The organism is Paenibacillus thiaminolyticus (assembly GCF_003591545.1).
GTDB lineage: Bacteria > Bacillota > Bacilli > Paenibacillales > Paenibacillaceae > Paenibacillus_B > Paenibacillus_B thiaminolyticus_A.
The window spans coordinates 38464-56365 of sequence record NZ_QYZD01000027.1; the positions used below are offsets into that span (position 1 = coordinate 38464).

Sequence of the window (17902 nt, forward strand, 5' to 3'; positions counted from 1 at the left end):
GAATGAAAGCCTATATGAGCCATGGTCTGTCCTGGGTGAAGGAGCATATCTATATCGCAGTCATCCTCTTCTTATATCAATTATTATGGGGCTTCTTCGTCTATCGCTTCATTGACGGCGCGGTGCTCCCCGTTCTGCAGCGGTACCCCGATCCCGCGCCGACTGAGATGACGGCACGGCTGTTCCTGGCAGAGAGCCAGTTCATTCTGATGAAGACGAACGATTACTTGCCCTTTCTGTGGACGTTGGCCGCCTTTGTCTTCATCCGTCTGCTGCTGACGCCATTCATTCGAGCGGGCGTATTCTATTCCATGGCCCGGCAATCCGGGTCGGGGCTTGCCTTTTTCGAGGGAATCAAATCGATCTGGAAGCCGATGCTGCTCCTCTACTGGCTCGAGACGGTGCTTATCGCGCTTCCTGCCTACTGGCTCGTCCCGCATGCCGTGCGCCAGTTCGCCGATCGTCCGACGCTGGCGGCCGTGATGACTGACACCGTGCCTTACGCTGCCTTGTGGCTGCTTGGTGCATGGGTGGTCCGCCAGTTGTTCCTGTCGATGCAATTCGGGGCCGCCTCGGAGCTCTCTATCCTGCATGCCCTCCTGCAAGGAATTCGACGCATGGCTCCGCTGCTGGGCTTGTCTGCCATATTCGCCGCCATCGCCCTGCTGACCGGTCTTCTGTTCACTGCGGCGGCCATGTTCTGGACGGGACTGACGGCGCTCATTCTGCAGCAGGCGTTCCCTGCTGTCCGCACGCTGCTCCAGTTATGGGGATTGTCCTCCCGTTATTCGGTATGGCAGCAATCGGGAACGGAAGAAAAATAAGACGAGAGAAAGAGGCTATTTCTATCCGATAGAAACTCCTGAATTTCAAAAAACTTGTCCATTTCGTCACGTCGTGGCGATCCGGGCAAGTTTTTTTGGTATTTATGGACAAAAAGTATTTGTCAAAGCGAAAAAGGTCTGTTACAATAAATCGTAGATTTATTACAACTTTGTCATGAAAGCGGCAAGATCTCTTGCATTTTTGTTACATATCATTGAACCTGAATCTTAGACAAAGGATGCCGAATTTCCGGATGGCCGGAAAGCGGGGGAACCAGTTTTTTGGGTGAATTGATCTCTTTCGCTTCGATCAGAGATCATAGGGGACCTTCAACCGAACCCTCCAGCTAACCTCGCAGGCAAGGAAGGGGCTTTATCATTTGAAGAAGAAGCTGGTAACTGCTGCATTGGGCCTTAGCCTCCTGATCACTTTCAGTGCAGAGAGCGCTTTTGCAGCCACGAAGATGGATTCTACAATTGACGATTTGATGGGTATTTCTTACATGTATGGCGGTTCGACAACCAGTGGCTTCGACTGTTCTGGCTTCACGAAGTACGTATTCGACAAATTCAACATCGATCTGCCGCGTTCGTCTTCTACCCAATTCGAAGTTGGCGATAAGGTTAGCAAGAGCGATCTTCGTCCTGGCGATTTGGTCTTTTTTGACACCAGCGGCGGCAATGGCGTATCGCATGTCGGCATCTACGTCGGAGACGGCAAGTTCGCCCATGCTTCGACGAACAAAGGCACGCGCATTGATGAGTTGAGCATGGATTATTATGAGAAGCGTTATGTTGGTGCCCGCCGCGTCATGAGCGAGAAGGAATACGCCACCTACGCTACAGAAGAATAGTACCGCAATCATTTATATGTTGGTTACCTAACCCGATGGGAAGCGAATATTCGCTGCTTATCGGGTTTTTACATTGCCCTGCAGAAGAAGATCGATCTGGACTTTAAATCATATGCTCGCGGCTCAAGACACGTTCTGGTCATTATCACTAGAGAAAAGATTCTATCAATGATTTACCCCGTTTGTCCTCATTGAAAACTCGCTTTGAATCCAGATGAGTCAGCCACCCGCTTCCTGTAAGAATGGATGCAGACTGCCTTGTCAAGCAAGGCAGTCTGCATCGGGCCGAACAGAGCTCTTGGTTACTCTCCTATTCGTCTATCTTCAGCATGACTGGCAATCATTCGCCATGACGTTCCATATTGCGATGTTTCTCGTGGAACAATCTGCCTTCCTTGCCCAACTTTTCCCTCAACTCTTGTCGAATCTGCTTGCTGGTCTTGCCTTCCGTCGCAATGCCATGCTTCTTCGCAAGCAGCTGTATTTTTTTCTCGTGCAGCGATTTCATCTGCTGGCGCAATTCTTGCATCTGCGTCTTAATCTGCTCCAATTCCTTATCCGTATCGGCCTCTTCCCGGGAACTGCCCTTGTCCGCCGCGTTCGCCGGCTGTACAATATCCGACACGACCTGTCCGAAAGGCTGCCATTGGGCCGCTTCGTTGGCGCTTCCCGCTTCTGCCGCGGCGGGAGAGGCAAGCAGCAGAAGCATGAGGGTCGTCCATGCTGCTACGGCTGGAGTCCGCTTCATGAGTATCCACCTCCTTATGCCGAAGTTGGTACTAGTATGTTCATCCAACCTGAAACAAAACTGAAAAGAAACTAAAACTTTGTTCATGTCGAATCGGAAGCGCCTAGTTGCCCAGTGTAAATTCTCCGGAAAGAGTGCGAACCTTCAGCATTGTTCCACCATTGCCGAATGCGCCCCGTAGCATATGGTCATTCTTGTCCTGCTCCTCGTAGCGCATGCCGTCCCAACGGATGCGACCGCTGCCCGAGCCTCCGCTGAAGTCCACGGCCAAGTCTGACGGCTCCTTGGTCAGGCTGACTGTGACATTGCCGCTGGACGCCTGCAAATCCGCATCGTACCGCAGTTCATCCGCTTCAATCGTAATGTTGCCGGAGCCCGATTCGCCGTTCAGCTTTGCATGTCCGTCCGATAATCTCGCATTTCCGCTGCTCGTACGGAAGTTCAACACGCTGGACTCATATTTCTCCACTCGAAGGTTGCCGGAGGAAGCAATGGCTTCCATCTCAACCGCTTCGATATCTTGGATGCGGATATTGCCGCTCTTCGTCTGAACCGTGAATGACTCGGCATGGATGTCCCCCGTCGTAATATCTCCCGATCCGGCCTGCAGCGCGGCAGTCCGTGCCTCGATTCCGTTCATGCGGATGTTGCCGCTTCCCGTAATTACTTCCATTAAAGCGCTGTTGAGACGTTCCGCTTCCACATTGCCGCTCCCTACCGCGACTTGAAGCCCATTCCACTGCTGTTCCGGCAGTTCCACCGTCAGCTTGACATCGAAAATGTGAACGCCGAAATTCACGCCGTCAGGCAGCTGAACGCTCAATTGAAGCGTATCACCTTGCGGGGTCACCTTCAGGTCAATGTTGCCCGCATCATTGTTGCTGACCCGGCCATGCAAGCGGGCGACAATATCGTCCGTGCTGCTGGACATCAGCTGCACATCTACGCTTCCTGTCTCGACGGCTACATTTTTAATCCCGCCCGCATCAACCGATTTCTCGATATGTACCTCCTTGGTCGCCGTGTTGAGCAGACTGTCTCCCGCTTGGGAGAGCCATTCGCCAGACTTATCCGCCATAGCAGGATTGAACATGAACACGACTCCGATGATTCCGGCAATGATCAACAATACCCCGATAGCTTTTCTCATATCTCTTCTCCTATAATCGCCCGATTTTACAGATGAACACGCGGTCCGCCTGATTAGTCTGCTTCAGTATATCACGCTGCGCCACATCCATCTCCGGTCCGACGAAGTAAACGAAACCCGACTTAGGTCCAGTTCATGGAAAGACTTGGGCTGCGGATAAACGATTTAGGTATGACAATTTTATCCTCCATGTCGGTCCATCTCCAGTGAGAAAGGTTGGGAAATCGAAGGGCGCCAATCGGTATGCGGCGCTTGGGTGCGGGGCAGGGTCGTATGCCGGTTAATTCTGCCCCTCCCTGCGATCATAGTTCGACTGGGGAAGCCAGGTGCCGTAAATATAATCCCGAATTTCCTGCACCGTGTACGCCGCGGCCCATATGCCTTGAACTCCGCATAGGTCCCTGCCGGAAGCTCCATATGAACATATCCGGGCCCTAATTGGCCGGCATCGATGCCGGGCTGGACCTCCTCCCCGACGACGAATGTAAGCTCGCCGGTGTCCTCGAACTTACAGGACACGCCGAACGCCATGTTGGGCGGCGATACCAGCAATGTGCAGCTCTTCTTGGAGATGTTCTTCAATATACTCGATGTCCGCTTGAATTCTTCGATAGTCGTTCATCTCATCCCCTGCCCTCCGTTCGTTCTTCTACTGTCATTATGCCGGATTTCGGTGCCGATTTTTTGATAATCCGTGCGATGTCCCAGGGCTCAAATGGAGTTCGTATGTTCGGCTGAAGCTGCCTTGTTCGGCTAGTTGCGGGCTTGTGATTCGAGTGTGGACCGGGACCGCAAGTAAACATGGCCACATCCGTTTTCGGACAAGCTGATCTCCGCTTCTCCCCGGATGTTGACGCCAGGAGCATGCCCCGTGGGCTCAACTGGCAAAAAATCCGGCAAAAACGCATCTTTTTACCGCCATCGTTTTAACTAAGAAGAGAATCCTGCAAATCTACATCAATTACAGGTCATTTCTACCCATAGTGTAAGATTGATCGAGAAAAGCTGCCGCTGTGCAGGAATTCTACCGGATTCGTCATCAAAGCGAGAAATTGCTGTAAATTCGCAGGAATTCAGCCGGGAATGATACGAGGTTCATATTCCTCGGTATGAATCAAGGCTGCTCGACATGCTTCATAGGACTGCGGCAGCAGCATCGCAAGCACTCCGGCATGCAAAAAACCGCAGCTTCAAGCTGCGGCACATCTGTAATATCAGATTTATGAACGCTTCGACGCTTCCGCCGGGATATCCTCCATCTCCAGAATGACGGGGCAGTGATCGCTGCCGATAATAGCCGCATCAATCTTCGCGTCCTCGATATATTCATTCAAGCGGGCAGAGACAAGGAAATAGTCAATGCGCCAGCCGATATTCCGTTCCCGTACCTTCGGCATGAACGACCACCAGGTAAAAGCATCCGTCCGGTCCGGATAGCGATGCCGGAACGTATCGGTGAATCCGGCATCCAGCAGCCGGGTCATCTTGTCCCGCTCTTCCGGAGTGAAGCCGGAGTTGCCTTGGTTCGACTTCGCATTTTTCAGATCGATCTCTTGATGAGCCACGTTCAAATCACCGCATACGATAACCGGCTTCCGCGCATCCAGCTCCCGCAAATAACGGCGGAAGCGTTCCTCCCACTCCAGCCGGTATTCCAGCCGGGACAGATCCCGCTTCGCATTGGGCGTATATACGGTAACAAGGTAAAAAGACTCGAATTCCAGCGTAATCATCCGCCCCTCCGGTTCGCTGTCCTCCTCCATGCCGTATCGTACCGAAAGAGGCTCGATTCTCGTAAAGACGGCGGTGCCAGAGTACCCTTTTTTCTCCGCATAATTCCAGTATTGCCAGTACTGCTCGCCCAGCTCCAGGCAGATCTGTCCCTCCTGAAGCTTGGTCTCCTGCACGCAAAAAATATCGGCATCACTTGCCTTGAAGTAATCGATAAATCCTTTATTGACACAGGCCCGCAGGCCATTGACGTTCCACGAAATCAGCTTCATCCCCATAATCTCCTTACTATAGACACGTTTTGTTACTGCTAGTGTATCATAGTTGGCCTGCTCGAAGGGAGAGCTCGATAGACCTCCACGATCTTGAAAAAATTTATCCGCATTTGGAGTCTCCGGTTGAATTTATGGGGATCGTGATGGATTTTTTCGTTAGAAGGATAGCGAAAAACTCACCATGCTGATGCAAAAAGGCCGGGAATCTCCTTGCGGAGAAACCCGGTCATCCGATTCGCCACCTCACAGGCAACAGTTAGGAATCGTGCTCCTTATAGGAAGCCGCAGCCTCGATGAAGCGCTCACGCTTTTGCTCGATGTTCGACTGAGTTGTCCAGAAGATTACCTGCGTGAACTGCTGCGGCGATTCAATCAGCGTAATGAGCATCGCGATTTTTTCTTTGTCCTCCGAGACGCCCTGGATCTCGAACTGCAAGGCAGGCAAGCCGTTGATGCTCACGCTCTTCGGCTCTTCTACAGCCCCCCCTGATGCGAACTCGCTATAGTTATACTCATATAGCAGATCATAGTAGTCTTCCAGGGTCTGGATATCTCCCATCTCCTCGCGATCGTCAGGGATGACGATGACGTATTCATTGCCCGCTGGATAGAAGGCGGAAATCTCGGCATCTTCGTTCAACGGATATTCCATCCAATTGGCCGTCAGCGTCAGTTCCATCCGGCTGTCGGAGCTTTTAATCACTTTCGGCTTTGCCGGGGCTGTGGCCGCCGCTTCCGAATCGCTTGCTTTCAGCACCTTGAATGTCTGCGTGCCCTGTTCGAATTCTTCCTTGTATTTGTCGAACTTGGATGCCTTTGTCCAAAATACGATTTGGTAGAAATTATCCCCCTTCTCCACTGTCGTAACAAGATAATGAACTTTCTCTTTGGTGCCGTTTTTGTTGATGCCGCGGAATTCCAACTGCTTGGCTGCGTCAGAGCCGACGGAGGTCTCCCGGTTCTCAATGACTTCCATATCATCCAACGTTATCGCATCAGCACTGCTGATGGTCCGATCGACAATATCGTCTACCGTTGCCCCTTCCTCCAGATCGGCCTTCGACGTCCTGCTCACGAGGGCGAACCTGTTATTGCTTCGATGATACGCAGCGAACTGCGCCATATTGTTGAGCTCATCATTCTGTCTCCAGGTGCTCGGCAAGGTCAGCTGCATAGTCCCGTCAAGGCTGGTGAACGCGGTACCCTTTGGTTTCGACTTCTCCGCGGTTTGCTGAACTGCCGTACTATCTGCTCCCTCCTGCTTGCTATCCGAGTCACCTAGCGACCCGTTACCGTTGCCGCATCCGGTGACCAGCATGGACCCGATGACTACCGCCATTCCGATTTTGTGCCACTGCCATTTCATCGTTTCTCTTTTACCCTCTTTCTCTCTATGCGAGTGCTATACTAGGATGGAATGAAGATCCACAATTTCCCTTCCTTGATGATCATCGGCGACTCCCCAAGATTTCTTTAGGAGCAAGGGTTGTTTCCGAATCGGGCACTACTAAGGCGTATGGCAATTTCTTGTACATATTGATATTAGAAATGCCGCGACGACTAAGAAGGTGATGTGGAATGAAAAATAAAGATACTTGTTCTTTTCGTCTTGCTTGTGATTGTAATTCGGGCTGTACTGAAAACAGGGCAAAAGAAATGGAGTAAAGCAAGCAGGTACTAGAGGATAGTCTGGAGGAGCTTTTGACTTTGAAATACGGAGGTAATGTCAAAAATCTTCACGGCTTAGATGTGAATATCTTGGAAACATCCTGCTTCGTAACCTATCTTTTTGAAAAAGACAGTGTGAACTGGCATGCTGTGTATGCTGAAAAAATGCCCGATGACAACTATGAGCCTGGCTTTCTCCATGGAACGAAACGTACGAATCATGACCCGCTTAGCATCTATAATATCGTTAGCAATACAATATCGGACATAAAAGAATTCCTATCGTCACGGGAAGCATTAATGATCATCGTGTCAACGGACAAGAGCCCGCCCCGGGTCATCCGGAACGGGCTCTATTTTTTTCATGGCCGTTCTAATCCAATACCGCTGCCATGTGCTCGGTCGTTACCGCCCAATGGGAAGCCGTCCAGTATTTTTGCTTGCCTTTGACATAAATGATTTGCGGCGACTCATGCTTCACATCGAGATCCTCGGCAATCTGATTGGAGACGGGGCGGGACTCGATCACCTTGACGAGAACATAATCAATATTGCCGTTCGGATCGCCCTGTAGATACTGCTCGTACTCGTTCAGCGCATTCTCGCTTACGGGACAGGTGGTGCTGTGCTTCAGCACGACAACCCCGCGCTCCGCCGATTGCGCCAACAGCTCTGCCCACTCGTCTGCTGTCGTAATCTCTTTCCATTCCATCGTTCGTTCGCTCCTTTACCGTAGTCTTGCTGACCCTACCGACTGGTTTTGTGTATTATAGACCTTTTATCACAAATTGCAGATATTCGCAAGGCTCATCGTATGAGAGACAGTCCGACTGAGCCATCCCACATGCACGGCATGGGTGATCCAAAGCGGGATGACGGCCTGCCCGGAGCGCCTCGCCAAGCAAGCGAAACATCTGGCATAATACACGCTATTCCGCATCCTCATCGTAAGAGGCGGGAACGGAATGCTCAGCATCAACGGGGTTCAGCTATGAGCTGTCCCGGGGAAGGGCGGTGCTATGCGACGCCGGGATCCCACTGGAGCTGCAGCCGAAGATTCTGCACTGCAGGGAACCGCGATCGTCTGGGAGATCGGTTCCCATGCGGCATATTGCTTCGGCAGCAGCTTCGGGCGTGGATGCCACATCCTCTACGAGGATCTCGGCTTCCGTCCTCCCTCGCGGCTGCTGGAGCTGGACATCGCGGCCCGAGGATATATAGAAGCCGACATCGAATCGATCCCGTCAGCGTTCCTGGTATTACGATCCGCTCGCTGTACTTGCCCAGACCGAAGAACTGGCCGGCTGGCTGGCCACTCAACCTGCTCATTAAGTGCAGGCAGGGATCGAACCGTGTCTCGGAAAAAACCGCAGCCCGGGGGTCCCCGGGCTGTTCGGCTTGCTATTCAGGTGAGTTCGTCCGCTTGATCTTCCTATCGTGGCCGTCAGCCTTACTATGGACGAATTGCCGGGCCCCGCCCCTGCTCGCTTATGCCGCCTCGGAGCGATTGAAGTCAATAGGAGATCGGCCAATCCGGCGTATCACGATCTCCGCCAACCCGAAGAGCAGCAGGATCGTAGCATAGACGGCGGCCGTGTAGCTGGCCGGATACGGCAAGCCCAATCCATCATGGAGCGCAAATGTAAGGAGATGAATGGTCAGGTTCGTGAAGCAAAAGACGTAGCTGCGAATCATCCATGCCCGGTGCCGGATCATCTGTTTCTTTTTTATGTTCACGATCGCCATCACCGTAATGAACATCCAGATCATATTCAACAGATTGAAGGCAATGCTCGCGGGCTTCCCTCCTGTCGCATGCGGAGCCATGTAGCCTGAAGTAAGCACCACCGCGAAAACGGATATCACGTACAGATAGCCGTTGATTCGATGGAAGAGCCGATATTTTCTCAGCAGCGTATGTATGAAGTTAACCGCTCCCCCCAGGATCGCCAGGCAGGCGAATGCCACATGGACCTTCATCACCGGCAACCAGACGTGGGTGTTAATGGGACGGGCTGAATTGGATTTGCGTCTCAAAAATGCAGCGGCTTGCGGATCGTGAAGGTAATTGATATACAAGACGTATATGACGTAACCGGCAAGGACAGCCAGCAGAGACCAAGTAAAAAATCTTCGTTTCGTCATCTATTCATACCTCGCTCGAATCAAATTAGGGCGGCATTAACAGTCTGCTGACAGGAAAGTTCCGTCTTGTTCACTTTACCATCTGCCAGAAGGGATTCCCGAAAGGATCAGGATCATGCGCAAAGGGGCTGTCCAAGTCGGGAAGATCAGACCTGCTACAATAAGCAGCGCCAATACCAAGCTTTCCATAGAAACAAAGAAGATGACTCCCGATGAATTCAGAAGCCATCTTTTGTAAGCTTAGCAAGATAAGTCTTTATCGTCCAGCCGCTTATTTACCGAGAAAGCTGTGAATGAAGAACTCAAGCTGATAATCCAGGCTTAGCGGATCGTTAAAGTAGAACGTCTTCGCGTTGACCTCGAATACACGATTGTTTTTGACTGCCGGAATGTTCTTGTATGCCTCGGTATTTTGGAATGAGTTGTCCTCATCTGCATTTTTGCTAAAAATCACGTAATCGCCAAAATAATCCTTCAGCACTTCCGTCGACAAGGCAAAATAGCCGTCCTTGCTCGTTGCCTCCCTAACCTTCTCCGGCATAGAAAGCCCAAATTCCGTATAGAGAATTTCGGTGCCGCGGCCAAAGTTCTCGCCATAAACATAGAGCTGCTTGTAGAAGGTCTCGATGACCGAAACCATGGCATCGGAGCCGATCTTCGCCTTGATATCTTCTCCGGCTGTTTTGGTTCTCGCTTTAAAAGCGTCGACCCAAGCTTGCGCTTCCTTTTCCTTGTTCAACAATTTCCCGATTTCTAGCTGCTGCGTTAAGTAATCGACTTTACCATACGTATAAGTGACAGTAGGTGCGATTTGTTTGAGTTTGTCGATGTTCTTAATGTCTGAAGGCCCAATGATAAGATCCGGCTCCAGTTCGATGATCTTCTCAAGGCTATCTTCCGACACGGCCTCAACGTCTTTCAGCCGCTCTTCGAACCTCGGGTTGTCCTTGGACATCTCATCAACCCCAACCACGGGCACCTCAAGCGCCATCACGTTGCCCGTTAAAAATCGGGTAAGCACCACGACGCGCTGCGGATTCGCCGGAACCTCGATCGGACCGTTCTCGGCCTGGTATGTCAACGTGCTGGCTTCTGAGGCGGCCGCGCCCGATGAAGATGCCGTATCTGCCGATTCGGCCGAGGCTGGCTTGCAGACGGATTGCCCGCCTTGTCGGCGTTGTTCGTTGGGTTGCTGCCGCAAGCGCTCAGAAGCAGCGTAAGGGTCAGGACGAACGGTATGAGTAACTTTTTCATTAGATGAGACTCTCCCTTATCAAGTGCCATGTACATCGCGAATGAGTTGCTAGTGATTTGAAACTTCATAAAAGATTGATAATGATTATCAATTTCGCCGAAGATTATAAAACCCTGGGGAATAGGTGTCAATAGCTCGGGTTGTTATAATACGAACAGCTTGAATCTCCCGTTACAGGAGATATTACAATACGGGCCGGAGGTGCATCGATTTACATTCTAACCGTGAAGCGGCTACACAACCACAACAAAATATGATGCCGATACCGCGGCGAAGGACGGAACCTATTCGATCGGGGAAGTGGCCAAAATAAACTGGATGTTAAAGACAACAGATAATATTTCAACAATTCTCATAAGTATGGAACCACCTCATTTACCGCTTGCTGTGGGCTAATTCCAACGAAATAACCTCCTGTAAGGGAACATAGAAGCCTTATTTTTCAGTTCATCCGAGAGTCAGACCGAACCGGCGCCGATTGGCGGGCCATACGAAAAAGCAGACTCCTCGTGTTGCAAAACCCGCCTGTAACGCGCTTTACGACACTCAGAGCCTGCCATCTCTTTTTGATAACGACAGAACTGCTATTCGATTGTTCTGCTTCTGCGTTTAATATGGCCCTCCCAGTTCTTACTGCTTCCCCCGTAGCAATTCACATCTAATCCAATCGCTCCCGCTATCGAACGACCAGAAGTTCACAAGTGTTCTGAATTGTTGGCGAGGATAATATTTATTTGCACTGACTTATATATTTTTAGCCCACTTTATAAGTACACTATCAAAAGGCCTTTGATGAGTTAAACTATTTAAAAAGAACCTTTTTTCATCTTTAGGAAGTCCAGAAACTCCATATATAAACGCCATCTTTTGCCAGGGATCCATGCTTTGATAATTTTCTTTTTGCTCACGTAACCAATCATAAGCAGAGTTTTGATATGCCGCAAGTAATATTTCTCTTCTAGCAAAAGGCTCACTTACAGGGAATTTATTAACTAGATACGAAAAATGATTAATGTATTCATTCTTCGTAAACAAACTTAATATAGATAATCGGAAAAATTCATTATGCACTACTTCCTGAGAATCGAGAAGTTTCAATAGTTGTTCTCCAATATAAACCCATTGTTCTGCACTGATGGATTGAATGGAAGCAAGATATGCACATATATTTGCAAAACATGGACTCAGTTGCGATATATTACTAAGTGAAATCTCAATTGCACCTGGATGACCAATTTGAGCCAACCTTCTATAAAACCACCTAAGTCGTATGTAATCTACTTCTTTTTGATCGATGTATTCTCGGATAATCTTACCAATTATTTGGTCAGTAAGCGATTCCCAGTCTTCTTTTGAGATCTCGCTATATGTAATAGTTCTATAAGGATCGCCATTAGAGTATTTTCTTATTAATTTGAGAATTTTATCTTCATCTTTATTGATTGGTCGGTCCTCAATCATTTCATTACATAAATGTCTAAAATCATTAGAACTATATACTTTGGTCTTGTGTCGTTGCAACATCAATCGTTGCTGTTTGTCCAAAATGGATGCTATTTTAGCAAGAGCAATTTTGGCGGATTGTGATGAGTCGCAGAACACTAAAATATCATCAGCATATCTAAGAAAATCTATTCCTTGCGTATGTAGGCTATTGTCTATTGGTATCATTGCCGCTTCAGCTAAAAGATGAACAGCATGAGGGCCAATTGGAATACCTCTGGATACATTCGCTGTAGTAGAGTTAAGCAACTTAATAATCCACTTTGTCTCCTGATTTGGAAATCCAGATTCATGTAACTGATTTTCAACAATATGGTGGTATATTTGATTATAATAGTCTGCAATGTCGCAGTATAATACAAATTCATATGTGCGGCTCTTTTCATATGCAGTTTTCCAAAAATCATTCCATGCCGTTTTTGATGAGTATAGACCATGACTTATATCTGGAGAAAATCTATAACTATATACAATGTTATTATGCAATCTCCTAGCTTCGATCCCAGATCCAAATTGATGAATTATCGAGGTAAGTATAATGCTATCTTGTGGATCTAATTGTGTAGCTTGTCGGTAAGAAATCTCGTCTTTGGGAACAATAAATCTTCTACAGGCTCCGGGAGTAAACTGTGTTAAATCTTTGCCTTCAATCAGCGCTACAAAATCATCAATATAGCTGGATATTGCGTTAATCTCTAGAATTCTAGGAAACAAGTCTCCATCTGAGTGATTTTGAATAAAGTCTATTGCCCAATTTATAGAGTCTTTAGTCAACATTATAGCAATTATTCCCTCCAATATTTTTCTTCAACAATCACAGAGAGGATTAAAAACTTAAATCCACTATATCATTCCAATAAACCCATTGTATAGAGAGCGGATTGTTGACTGACCATTGTTGACTTTATCCGTCTCATCATACCCCTATATAAAAGGGATACTTTTAAAACTTTAAAACCTCAGCAGAGGCACTGTTCATGGTCACAATTCCTTCAGTGTCGGGCGCATAATACTTTGTTACTATTAAATGCTCTTTCCCCCATAGTCGTTGACTCCCTGTTGATTTAGAGCATAAAAAATACACCTCCCAAGCTACCATAGGATGAGGCGATGTACCTCATCCCTAATACTCTGTATTGTGTCTTTCCGTCCTTATTCTTCTCCAGTCGCAATCTCGTTTTCCGGATACGAACTCCAATCGCTCCAGCTCCCTGCATACAAGCGGACCTGCGGGTAGCCGAGCTCATGCAGCGCCAGCACATTCGGACAGGCGCTGACCCCGGAGCCGCAGTAGACGATGACCTCGCGTCCGGCTTCCAGCGCTTCCACGACAGCAGCGAGCTGCTCCCGGCGCTGCGCTTCCAGCTTCCAGGCGCCGCGCTCATCGACATTTTCCTTCCAGAACTGATTGATCGCCCCTGGAATATGTCCCGCCTTCGCATCGATTGGCTCGGTCTCGCCCCGATAGCGTGCCGCGTCGCGCGAATCGACGAGCAGCACATCCGGCCGGTCCAGCTTCTCCCGGACCTCCTCCATGCGCGCCAGCATCTCTGTGCGAACCTCCGGGGCGAAGGATGCCGGCACGACAACCTGCTGCGCATCGGTAACCGGGTACCCGGCGTCCTTCCAAGCCGTGAAGCCCTCCTCCATCACATGGACGGCGTCATGGCCGAGCCAGCGCAGCATCCACCACAGCCGCGAGGCATACATCCCGCCCTGATCATCATAGACGACGACCCGGCTGCCGTTACTGATGCCAGCGCGGCCGAGCCGTTCCGCCAGCACGTCCGGATCAGGCAGCGGATGGCGGCCGCCATGGGCTTCGACCGGCGCCGATAGGTCCGTGTTCAGATCAAGATAGACGGCGCCCGGAATATGGGAGGAAGTATAGTCTTCTCTCCCGGCCTCAGGCCATCCAAGGTCGAAGCGGCAATCGACGATTACGATATCGGGCTCATACATACGGGCTAACAGCCATTGCTTGGATACAAGAATTGGTCCACTCATAGAGCGCCTCCTTAGTCGTGTACTGCTTATGCATAGTGTATCACAGAGACCGGACCGCCGGTTATCGCTTGCGCGGCGCAATTATCCCTTACAGCCCCGCTTGCCGGCCGCCGGCCAGCTGACTGACAATTGAATCTGTATCCCTCATTGTCAAGCCGATGCAAACATGCGAAAATAGCAACTAAGAAAAATCAAGCAACAGAATGCACAATCTGGAACCGACGCCGCATCGTTCGGTATCTCCTGTTGAGGAAGTGATTGCATTGCCGGCTTCTTACCGCCATTCTTCGTCCCGTTCGCCGCGGCTGCCCTTCCGGGTGCGCCCGATGACCGAGGAGGACGGTGCCCATATCTGCTCATGGACATATGAGCCGCCTTATCAACTGTATGGATTCCTCCCGTGGGAGCAAATGAAGGCCCTCGAAGTCGAGTTCGGCGATGCCCGCATCCGAAGCGAGCAATATTTATCGGTTACGGATGCCGATGGGGAGCTGTTCGGGTTCGCGCAGTTCTTCCCTCTGCTCGGCGTGACCCGTCTCGGCCTAGGGATGCGCCCCGATCGACTTGGGCAAGGATATGGCGTGCCCTTCGTTCTGGCGATCGTCGCAGAAGCCCGGCGGCGCCATCCCGTCGATATGATCGATCTGGAAGTGCTGACTTGGAATGAACGTGCCATCCGCACGTACCGGCGCGCCGGATTCCGCATCACCGATACGTACACACGGCAGACGCCGACCGGGCCTGGCGAGTTCTACTGCATGGTCTATCACTCGTAATCGCGGCCCGCGCTCATTCGAGTGCGGGTCGAATCAGGTCAAGGCGACACGGGCTACCGTCGCACTGTCGACGACGACCTCGATTAGATGGAATTCGGGGTCATACTGCACGCTTCCGCTGCCGATGAACAGCAGCCGCTCCTGGCCAAGCCCGTAAAACACATCATCCGCGAGCGCCTCCAGCACTTCGTGCCGCTCCTGCTCCCCCAGTGCATCCCATTCCTCCTGCCCCATGTCGAAGAACTGATAACCGTCCGGGATTAATGCAATGGCCGCAACCAGATCCTCCAAAATATCTTTATACGGTCTTCCGTAAGCAACGCCCATATTCATGCTGCCCCTTTCTGCCCACGCTTGTCTGTTTACCTCGTATTGTAGCATAGGTGAGCCAGCTTTCTCGAACCCGGAAGCAGCCAAAAGACCTGTGCAACCATCCGGGCATGCACAGGTCTCTTCACTTCAAATGATACCATCCGACATCGAAATCAACGCTTAGCGGACATCGCTGCGATAAGCTCCTCTGCCGTTAAGACCGTATCGGGAAGCCCCCACCGCTTCCCGAGCTGCGTCGCATACGGCGTATCGAGACAGGCTTCGCGAAGAATCTCCTGTCGGGAGAACACATGACGCGTCTCGTCGTCCATCAGCATACGGCCCCGGTTCATGACAATGGTCCGTTCGAAATGAACCGCGGCGAAGTCCATATCATGCAATATCGCCAGCACAAGCTTGCCCTGCTGCTTCAACTGCTCGATAATGCCGCCAATCCGGCGCTTGCCCGCATCGTCCTGCGCGATGGTCGGCTCGTCCAGAATAAGAATATCCGTATCCATGGCGACAATCGAGGCGATGCTCACCAGCTTCTTCTCGGACAAGCCGAGATCGTGGGGATTCATCTGCCCGTGCGCGGTCAGCCCGACCATGTCCAGCGCCGCCATAGCCCGCTCCTTCGCCTCGGCCGGGCTCCGCTTCAGGTTGAGCGGCCCGAACATGACCTCATCCAGGACGGTGCGCTTGCATATCTGATCGTTCGGATTCTGGAAGACAAGCCCGATTCGGCCAGCCAATCCGGCGACCGTCGCTTCCTTCGTCCTTATCCCGCACACCGTTATTTCGCCGGCCGTCGGCTTCAGCAGCCCTTTGAGCAGCTTGACCAGCGTCGTTTTGCCAGCGCCGTTCTGCCCGATGACCGCCGTCGCCCGCGTATCGAAGTCCAGCGTGACATCATGCAGCACCGGCTGCCCCGGGGCATATTCGAAATGCACATTCCGGATGCGAATCATCTCACTCATCCCGCTTCCCCTCTCCCGTGCCTGCCGCTTGGCCGTCGCCGCTCTTCCCGCCGTACACCGCCGTATAAGCCTCGGCCGCCTCCTCCAGGGTCACCGGATATGTATCTTTGCCCGGGGAGCGCAGCCCGAGCTCGCGGCATACCTGCGTATAGACAGGAGGCTTGACCCCGTATTCCGTCAGATCGGCTCGGGAGAACAGGCGGGACGGCGTATCCATGCCGATTAGGCTCCCTTCGTACAGAAGAGCGATCCGGTTCGCGTACGCGGCGAGCTTCTCCGTCTTATGCTCCGCCAGAATGACCGTCATTCCCTCCCGGCTCAGGCTCTGGATGGCCTGGAACACTTCCTCCGAGCCCTGCGGGTCGAGCTGCGAGGTCGGCTCATCCAGCACGATGACCTGAGGCCGCATCGCAATGACGCAGGCGATGGCCATCCGCTGCATCTGGCCCCCGGACAGGTCGAACGGCTGCCGATCCTTGTACTCGTACATATCGAGCAAATAAAGCGCATGATCGATGCGCTCGATCATCTCGTCCCGCTTCACGCCCAGCTGCTCCAAGCCGAAGGCAACCTCCTCGTACACCGTCAGCTTCGCTCCGGTCACCTGCGTGAACGGATTCTGGAACACGATGCCAACATGGCGTATCATCTCATCCACGCCGCTCTCCGCGACATCGGAGCCTGCGATAGATACGCTGCCTCCGTATGCCCCCCTATAAAAATGCGGCACCAGGCCCGTAAGCGCTTGGCAGAAGGTCGTCTTCCCCGCTCCATTGGGCCCGATAACCCCGATGAACTCCCCGGCCTCCACCGTCAGCGAGATATCATTCAGCGCCAGCTTCTCCGTGGACGGATAGCGGTACTTGAGATGTTCCACTTCAATCAGATTCATGCGAACATCCTCCATAGAAGAGCGGCAGCGACGATGGCGAGCATCGCCAGCCGCAGATTGCCGCTATGCCGGTACCGCTTCTCTTCATTCAGAAATGTTTTGCGCCCGGGCACATTGAAGCCTCTCGCCTGCAGCGCCAGCGTGCGCTCCTTCGTATCCAGGAGCGAACTGAGTACAACCGGGCCAATAAGCGGAAGGAACGCCTTGATGCGCGTCATCAATCTTCCTTCCGTCTCTACGCCCCTCGAACGCTGTGCGTCGGTAATCGTGCCGACGGTCGCCATCATCTGCGGAATGATCTGGAACACGGAGTTCAGCACATAGCCGATGCGGGGCGACAAGCCTTTGCGGACGAGGGCTTCCACCAGATCGGACGGCTTCGTCGTCAGGACGAGGATGAGGAAGGCTCCAACGATGTTCAAGGCACGGAAGCTGATGCCGAGGGCGAACAGCAAGCCTTCCTTATAGAACGGCCATCTCCCGACCGTGAACAGTACCGTCTCATTGCCGACATGGAAAAACCCCTGGATAATGACCACCGTCACCAGCACGAAGCCGACGAAGCCCATGACCGTCAGCCCCCGCCGGAACACTCCCCCTGCAGCGAGCAGCCCGAAGCTGATTAGCATGCAGACCCAGGCGGCATGGAGGGAGGGTACAATGATGGGAATCGCGATGGCCGTCGCGATATAGGCCAGCTTCGTTATCGGATCGATGCGATGGATGGCCGAGTCTCTTTCCACGTACAAGCTCATAGATTTCATGCATATCCCACCTTTGCC

At 51.6% G+C, this 17902-nt stretch carries 15 protein-coding genes, 1 pseudogene and 1 riboswitch; of the genes and pseudogenes, 3 read left to right on the top strand and 13 right to left on the bottom strand.

The features are described 5' to 3' along the window. The first annotated feature begins 2 nt into the window (after positions 1-2). The gene (locus DQX05_RS22640) at positions 3-824 is read left to right on the top strand and encodes a carbamoyl transferase (RefSeq protein WP_119795714.1); all 822 of its coding nucleotides are present in this window, start codon (positions 3-5) and stop codon (positions 822-824) included. 230 nt (positions 825-1054) lie between these two features. Next, a riboswitch (cyclic di-AMP (ydaO/yuaA leader) is annotated at positions 1055-1201 on the top strand. Between the two features lie 3 nt (positions 1202-1204). After that, on the top strand, positions 1205-1678 hold the full coding sequence (locus tag DQX05_RS22645; RefSeq protein ID WP_119795715.1) for a C40 family peptidase: 474 nt from the start codon (positions 1205-1207) through the stop codon (positions 1676-1678). Positions 1679-2018: 340 nt separating this feature from the next. Here the strand turns inward: DQX05_RS22645 and DQX05_RS22650 are convergent, their stop codons facing one another. From DQX05_RS22650 to DQX05_RS22700, 9 genes and pseudogenes are all read right to left on the bottom strand, one after another. Continuing rightward, positions 2019-2426 (bottom strand): serine protease, encoded by a 408-nt coding sequence (locus DQX05_RS22650; protein ID WP_119795716.1) that lies wholly within the window; start codon positions 2424-2426, stop codon positions 2019-2021. 103 nt (positions 2427-2529) lie between these two features. After that, on the bottom strand, positions 2530-3576 hold the full coding sequence (locus DQX05_RS22655; protein ID WP_119795717.1) for a DUF4097 family beta strand repeat-containing protein: 1047 nt from the start codon (positions 3574-3576) through the stop codon (positions 2530-2532). Between the two features lie 1220 nt (positions 3577-4796). Then, positions 4797-5579, bottom strand: a complete 783-nt coding sequence (locus DQX05_RS22665; RefSeq protein ID WP_119795719.1) for an exodeoxyribonuclease III — start codon at positions 5577-5579, stop codon at positions 4797-4799. Between the two features lie 259 nt (positions 5580-5838). After that, positions 5839-6948, bottom strand: coding sequence for a PsbP-related protein (locus tag DQX05_RS22670; protein WP_119795720.1), 1110 nt, complete (start codon positions 6946-6948; stop codon positions 5839-5841). Between the two features lie 675 nt (positions 6949-7623). Beyond that, positions 7624-7962 carry a bacillithiol system redox-active protein YtxJ gene (gene ytxJ / locus DQX05_RS22675; RefSeq protein WP_119795721.1) on the bottom strand — a complete coding sequence of 113 codons (339 nt, stop codon included), beginning with the start codon at positions 7960-7962 and terminating at the stop codon, positions 7624-7626. A gap of 776 nt (positions 7963-8738) precedes the next feature. Next, positions 8739-9395 (bottom strand): DUF2306 domain-containing protein, encoded by a 657-nt coding sequence (locus tag DQX05_RS22685; protein WP_119795722.1) that lies wholly within the window; start codon positions 9393-9395, stop codon positions 8739-8741. Positions 9396-9666: 271 nt separating this feature from the next. Continuing rightward, positions 9667-10649, bottom strand: a pseudogene (locus tag DQX05_RS22690) (iron-hydroxamate ABC transporter substrate-binding protein). Between the two features lie 745 nt (positions 10650-11394). Further along, entirely contained in the window at positions 11395-12930 is a 1536-nt protein-coding gene (locus DQX05_RS22695) for an RNA-directed DNA polymerase (protein WP_220483241.1), read from the bottom strand. A gap of 375 nt (positions 12931-13305) precedes the next feature. Next, complete coding sequence (locus DQX05_RS22700) at positions 13306-14160, bottom strand: sulfurtransferase (protein ID WP_119795724.1); 855 nt, start codon at positions 14158-14160, stop codon at positions 13306-13308. Positions 14161-14486: 326 nt separating this feature from the next. Here DQX05_RS22700 and DQX05_RS22705 point away from each other — a divergent pair, with 326 nt between their 5' ends. Next, positions 14487-14936: a GNAT family N-acetyltransferase gene (locus tag DQX05_RS22705; protein ID WP_119795745.1), complete on the top strand. Its 450-nt coding sequence runs from the start codon at positions 14487-14489 to the stop codon at positions 14934-14936. Positions 14937-14969: 33 nt separating this feature from the next. Here the strand turns inward: DQX05_RS22705 and DQX05_RS22710 are convergent, their stop codons facing one another. The 4 genes from DQX05_RS22710 to DQX05_RS22725 form a co-directional block, all read right to left on the bottom strand. Next, positions 14970-15269, bottom strand: a complete 300-nt coding sequence (locus DQX05_RS22710; RefSeq protein WP_119795725.1) for a hypothetical protein — start codon at positions 15267-15269, stop codon at positions 14970-14972. Between the two features lie 152 nt (positions 15270-15421). After that, on the bottom strand, positions 15422-16219 hold the full coding sequence (locus tag DQX05_RS22715; protein ID WP_119795746.1) for an energy-coupling factor ABC transporter ATP-binding protein: 798 nt from the start codon (positions 16217-16219) through the stop codon (positions 15422-15424). A gap of 1 nt (position 16220) precedes the next feature. Next, positions 16221-17120 (bottom strand): energy-coupling factor ABC transporter ATP-binding protein, encoded by a 900-nt coding sequence (locus DQX05_RS22720; RefSeq protein ID WP_119795726.1) that lies wholly within the window; start codon positions 17118-17120, stop codon positions 16221-16223. Beyond that, positions 17117-17884 carry an energy-coupling factor transporter transmembrane component T family protein gene (locus DQX05_RS22725; RefSeq protein ID WP_119795727.1) on the bottom strand — a complete coding sequence of 256 codons (768 nt, stop codon included), beginning with the start codon at positions 17882-17884 and terminating at the stop codon, positions 17117-17119. Before DQX05_RS22725 ends, DQX05_RS22720 begins: the two co-directional genes overlap by 4 nt. Positions 17885-17902: the final 18 nt, after the last annotated feature.

Bases quoted from the DNA above. Each gene is read 5' to 3' on its own strand.
- DQX05_RS22715 (WP_119795746.1), bottom strand. From the start codon at position 16,219: ATGATTCGCATCCGGAATGTGCATTTCGAATATGCCCCGGGGCAGCCG.
- DQX05_RS22705 (WP_119795745.1), top strand. From the start codon at position 14,487: ATGACCGAGGAGGACGGTGCCCATATCTGCTCATGGACATATGAGCCG.
- ytxJ (WP_119795721.1), bottom strand. From the start codon at position 7,962: ATGGAATGGAAAGAGATTACGACAGCAGACGAGTGGGCAGAGCTGTTG.
- DQX05_RS22700 (WP_119795724.1), bottom strand. From the start codon at position 14,160: ATGAGTGGACCAATTCTTGTATCCAAGCAATGGCTGTTAGCCCGTATG.
- DQX05_RS22710 (WP_119795725.1), bottom strand. From the start codon at position 15,269: ATGAATATGGGCGTTGCTTACGGAAGACCGTATAAAGATATTTTGGAG.
- DQX05_RS22640 (WP_119795714.1), top strand. From the start codon at position 3: ATGAAAGCCTATATGAGCCATGGTCTGTCCTGGGTGAAGGAGCATATC.
- DQX05_RS22670 (WP_119795720.1), bottom strand. From the start codon at position 6,948: ATGAAATGGCAGTGGCACAAAATCGGAATGGCGGTAGTCATCGGGTCC.
- DQX05_RS22655 (WP_119795717.1), bottom strand. From the start codon at position 3,576: ATGAGAAAAGCTATCGGGGTATTGTTGATCATTGCCGGAATCATCGGA.
- DQX05_RS22650 (WP_119795716.1), bottom strand. From the start codon at position 2,426: ATGAAGCGGACTCCAGCCGTAGCAGCATGGACGACCCTCATGCTTCTG.
- DQX05_RS22665 (WP_119795719.1), bottom strand. From the start codon at position 5,579: ATGAAGCTGATTTCGTGGAACGTCAATGGCCTGCGGGCCTGTGTCAAT.
- DQX05_RS22685 (WP_119795722.1), bottom strand. From the start codon at position 9,395: ATGACGAAACGAAGATTTTTTACTTGGTCTCTGCTGGCTGTCCTTGCC.
- DQX05_RS22695 (WP_220483241.1), bottom strand. From the start codon at position 12,930: ATGTTGACTAAAGACTCTATAAATTGGGCAATAGACTTTATTCAAAAT.
- DQX05_RS22720 (WP_119795726.1), bottom strand. From the start codon at position 17,120: ATGAATCTGATTGAAGTGGAACATCTCAAGTACCGCTATCCGTCCACG.
- DQX05_RS22725 (WP_119795727.1), bottom strand. From the start codon at position 17,884: ATGAAATCTATGAGCTTGTACGTGGAAAGAGACTCGGCCATCCATCGC.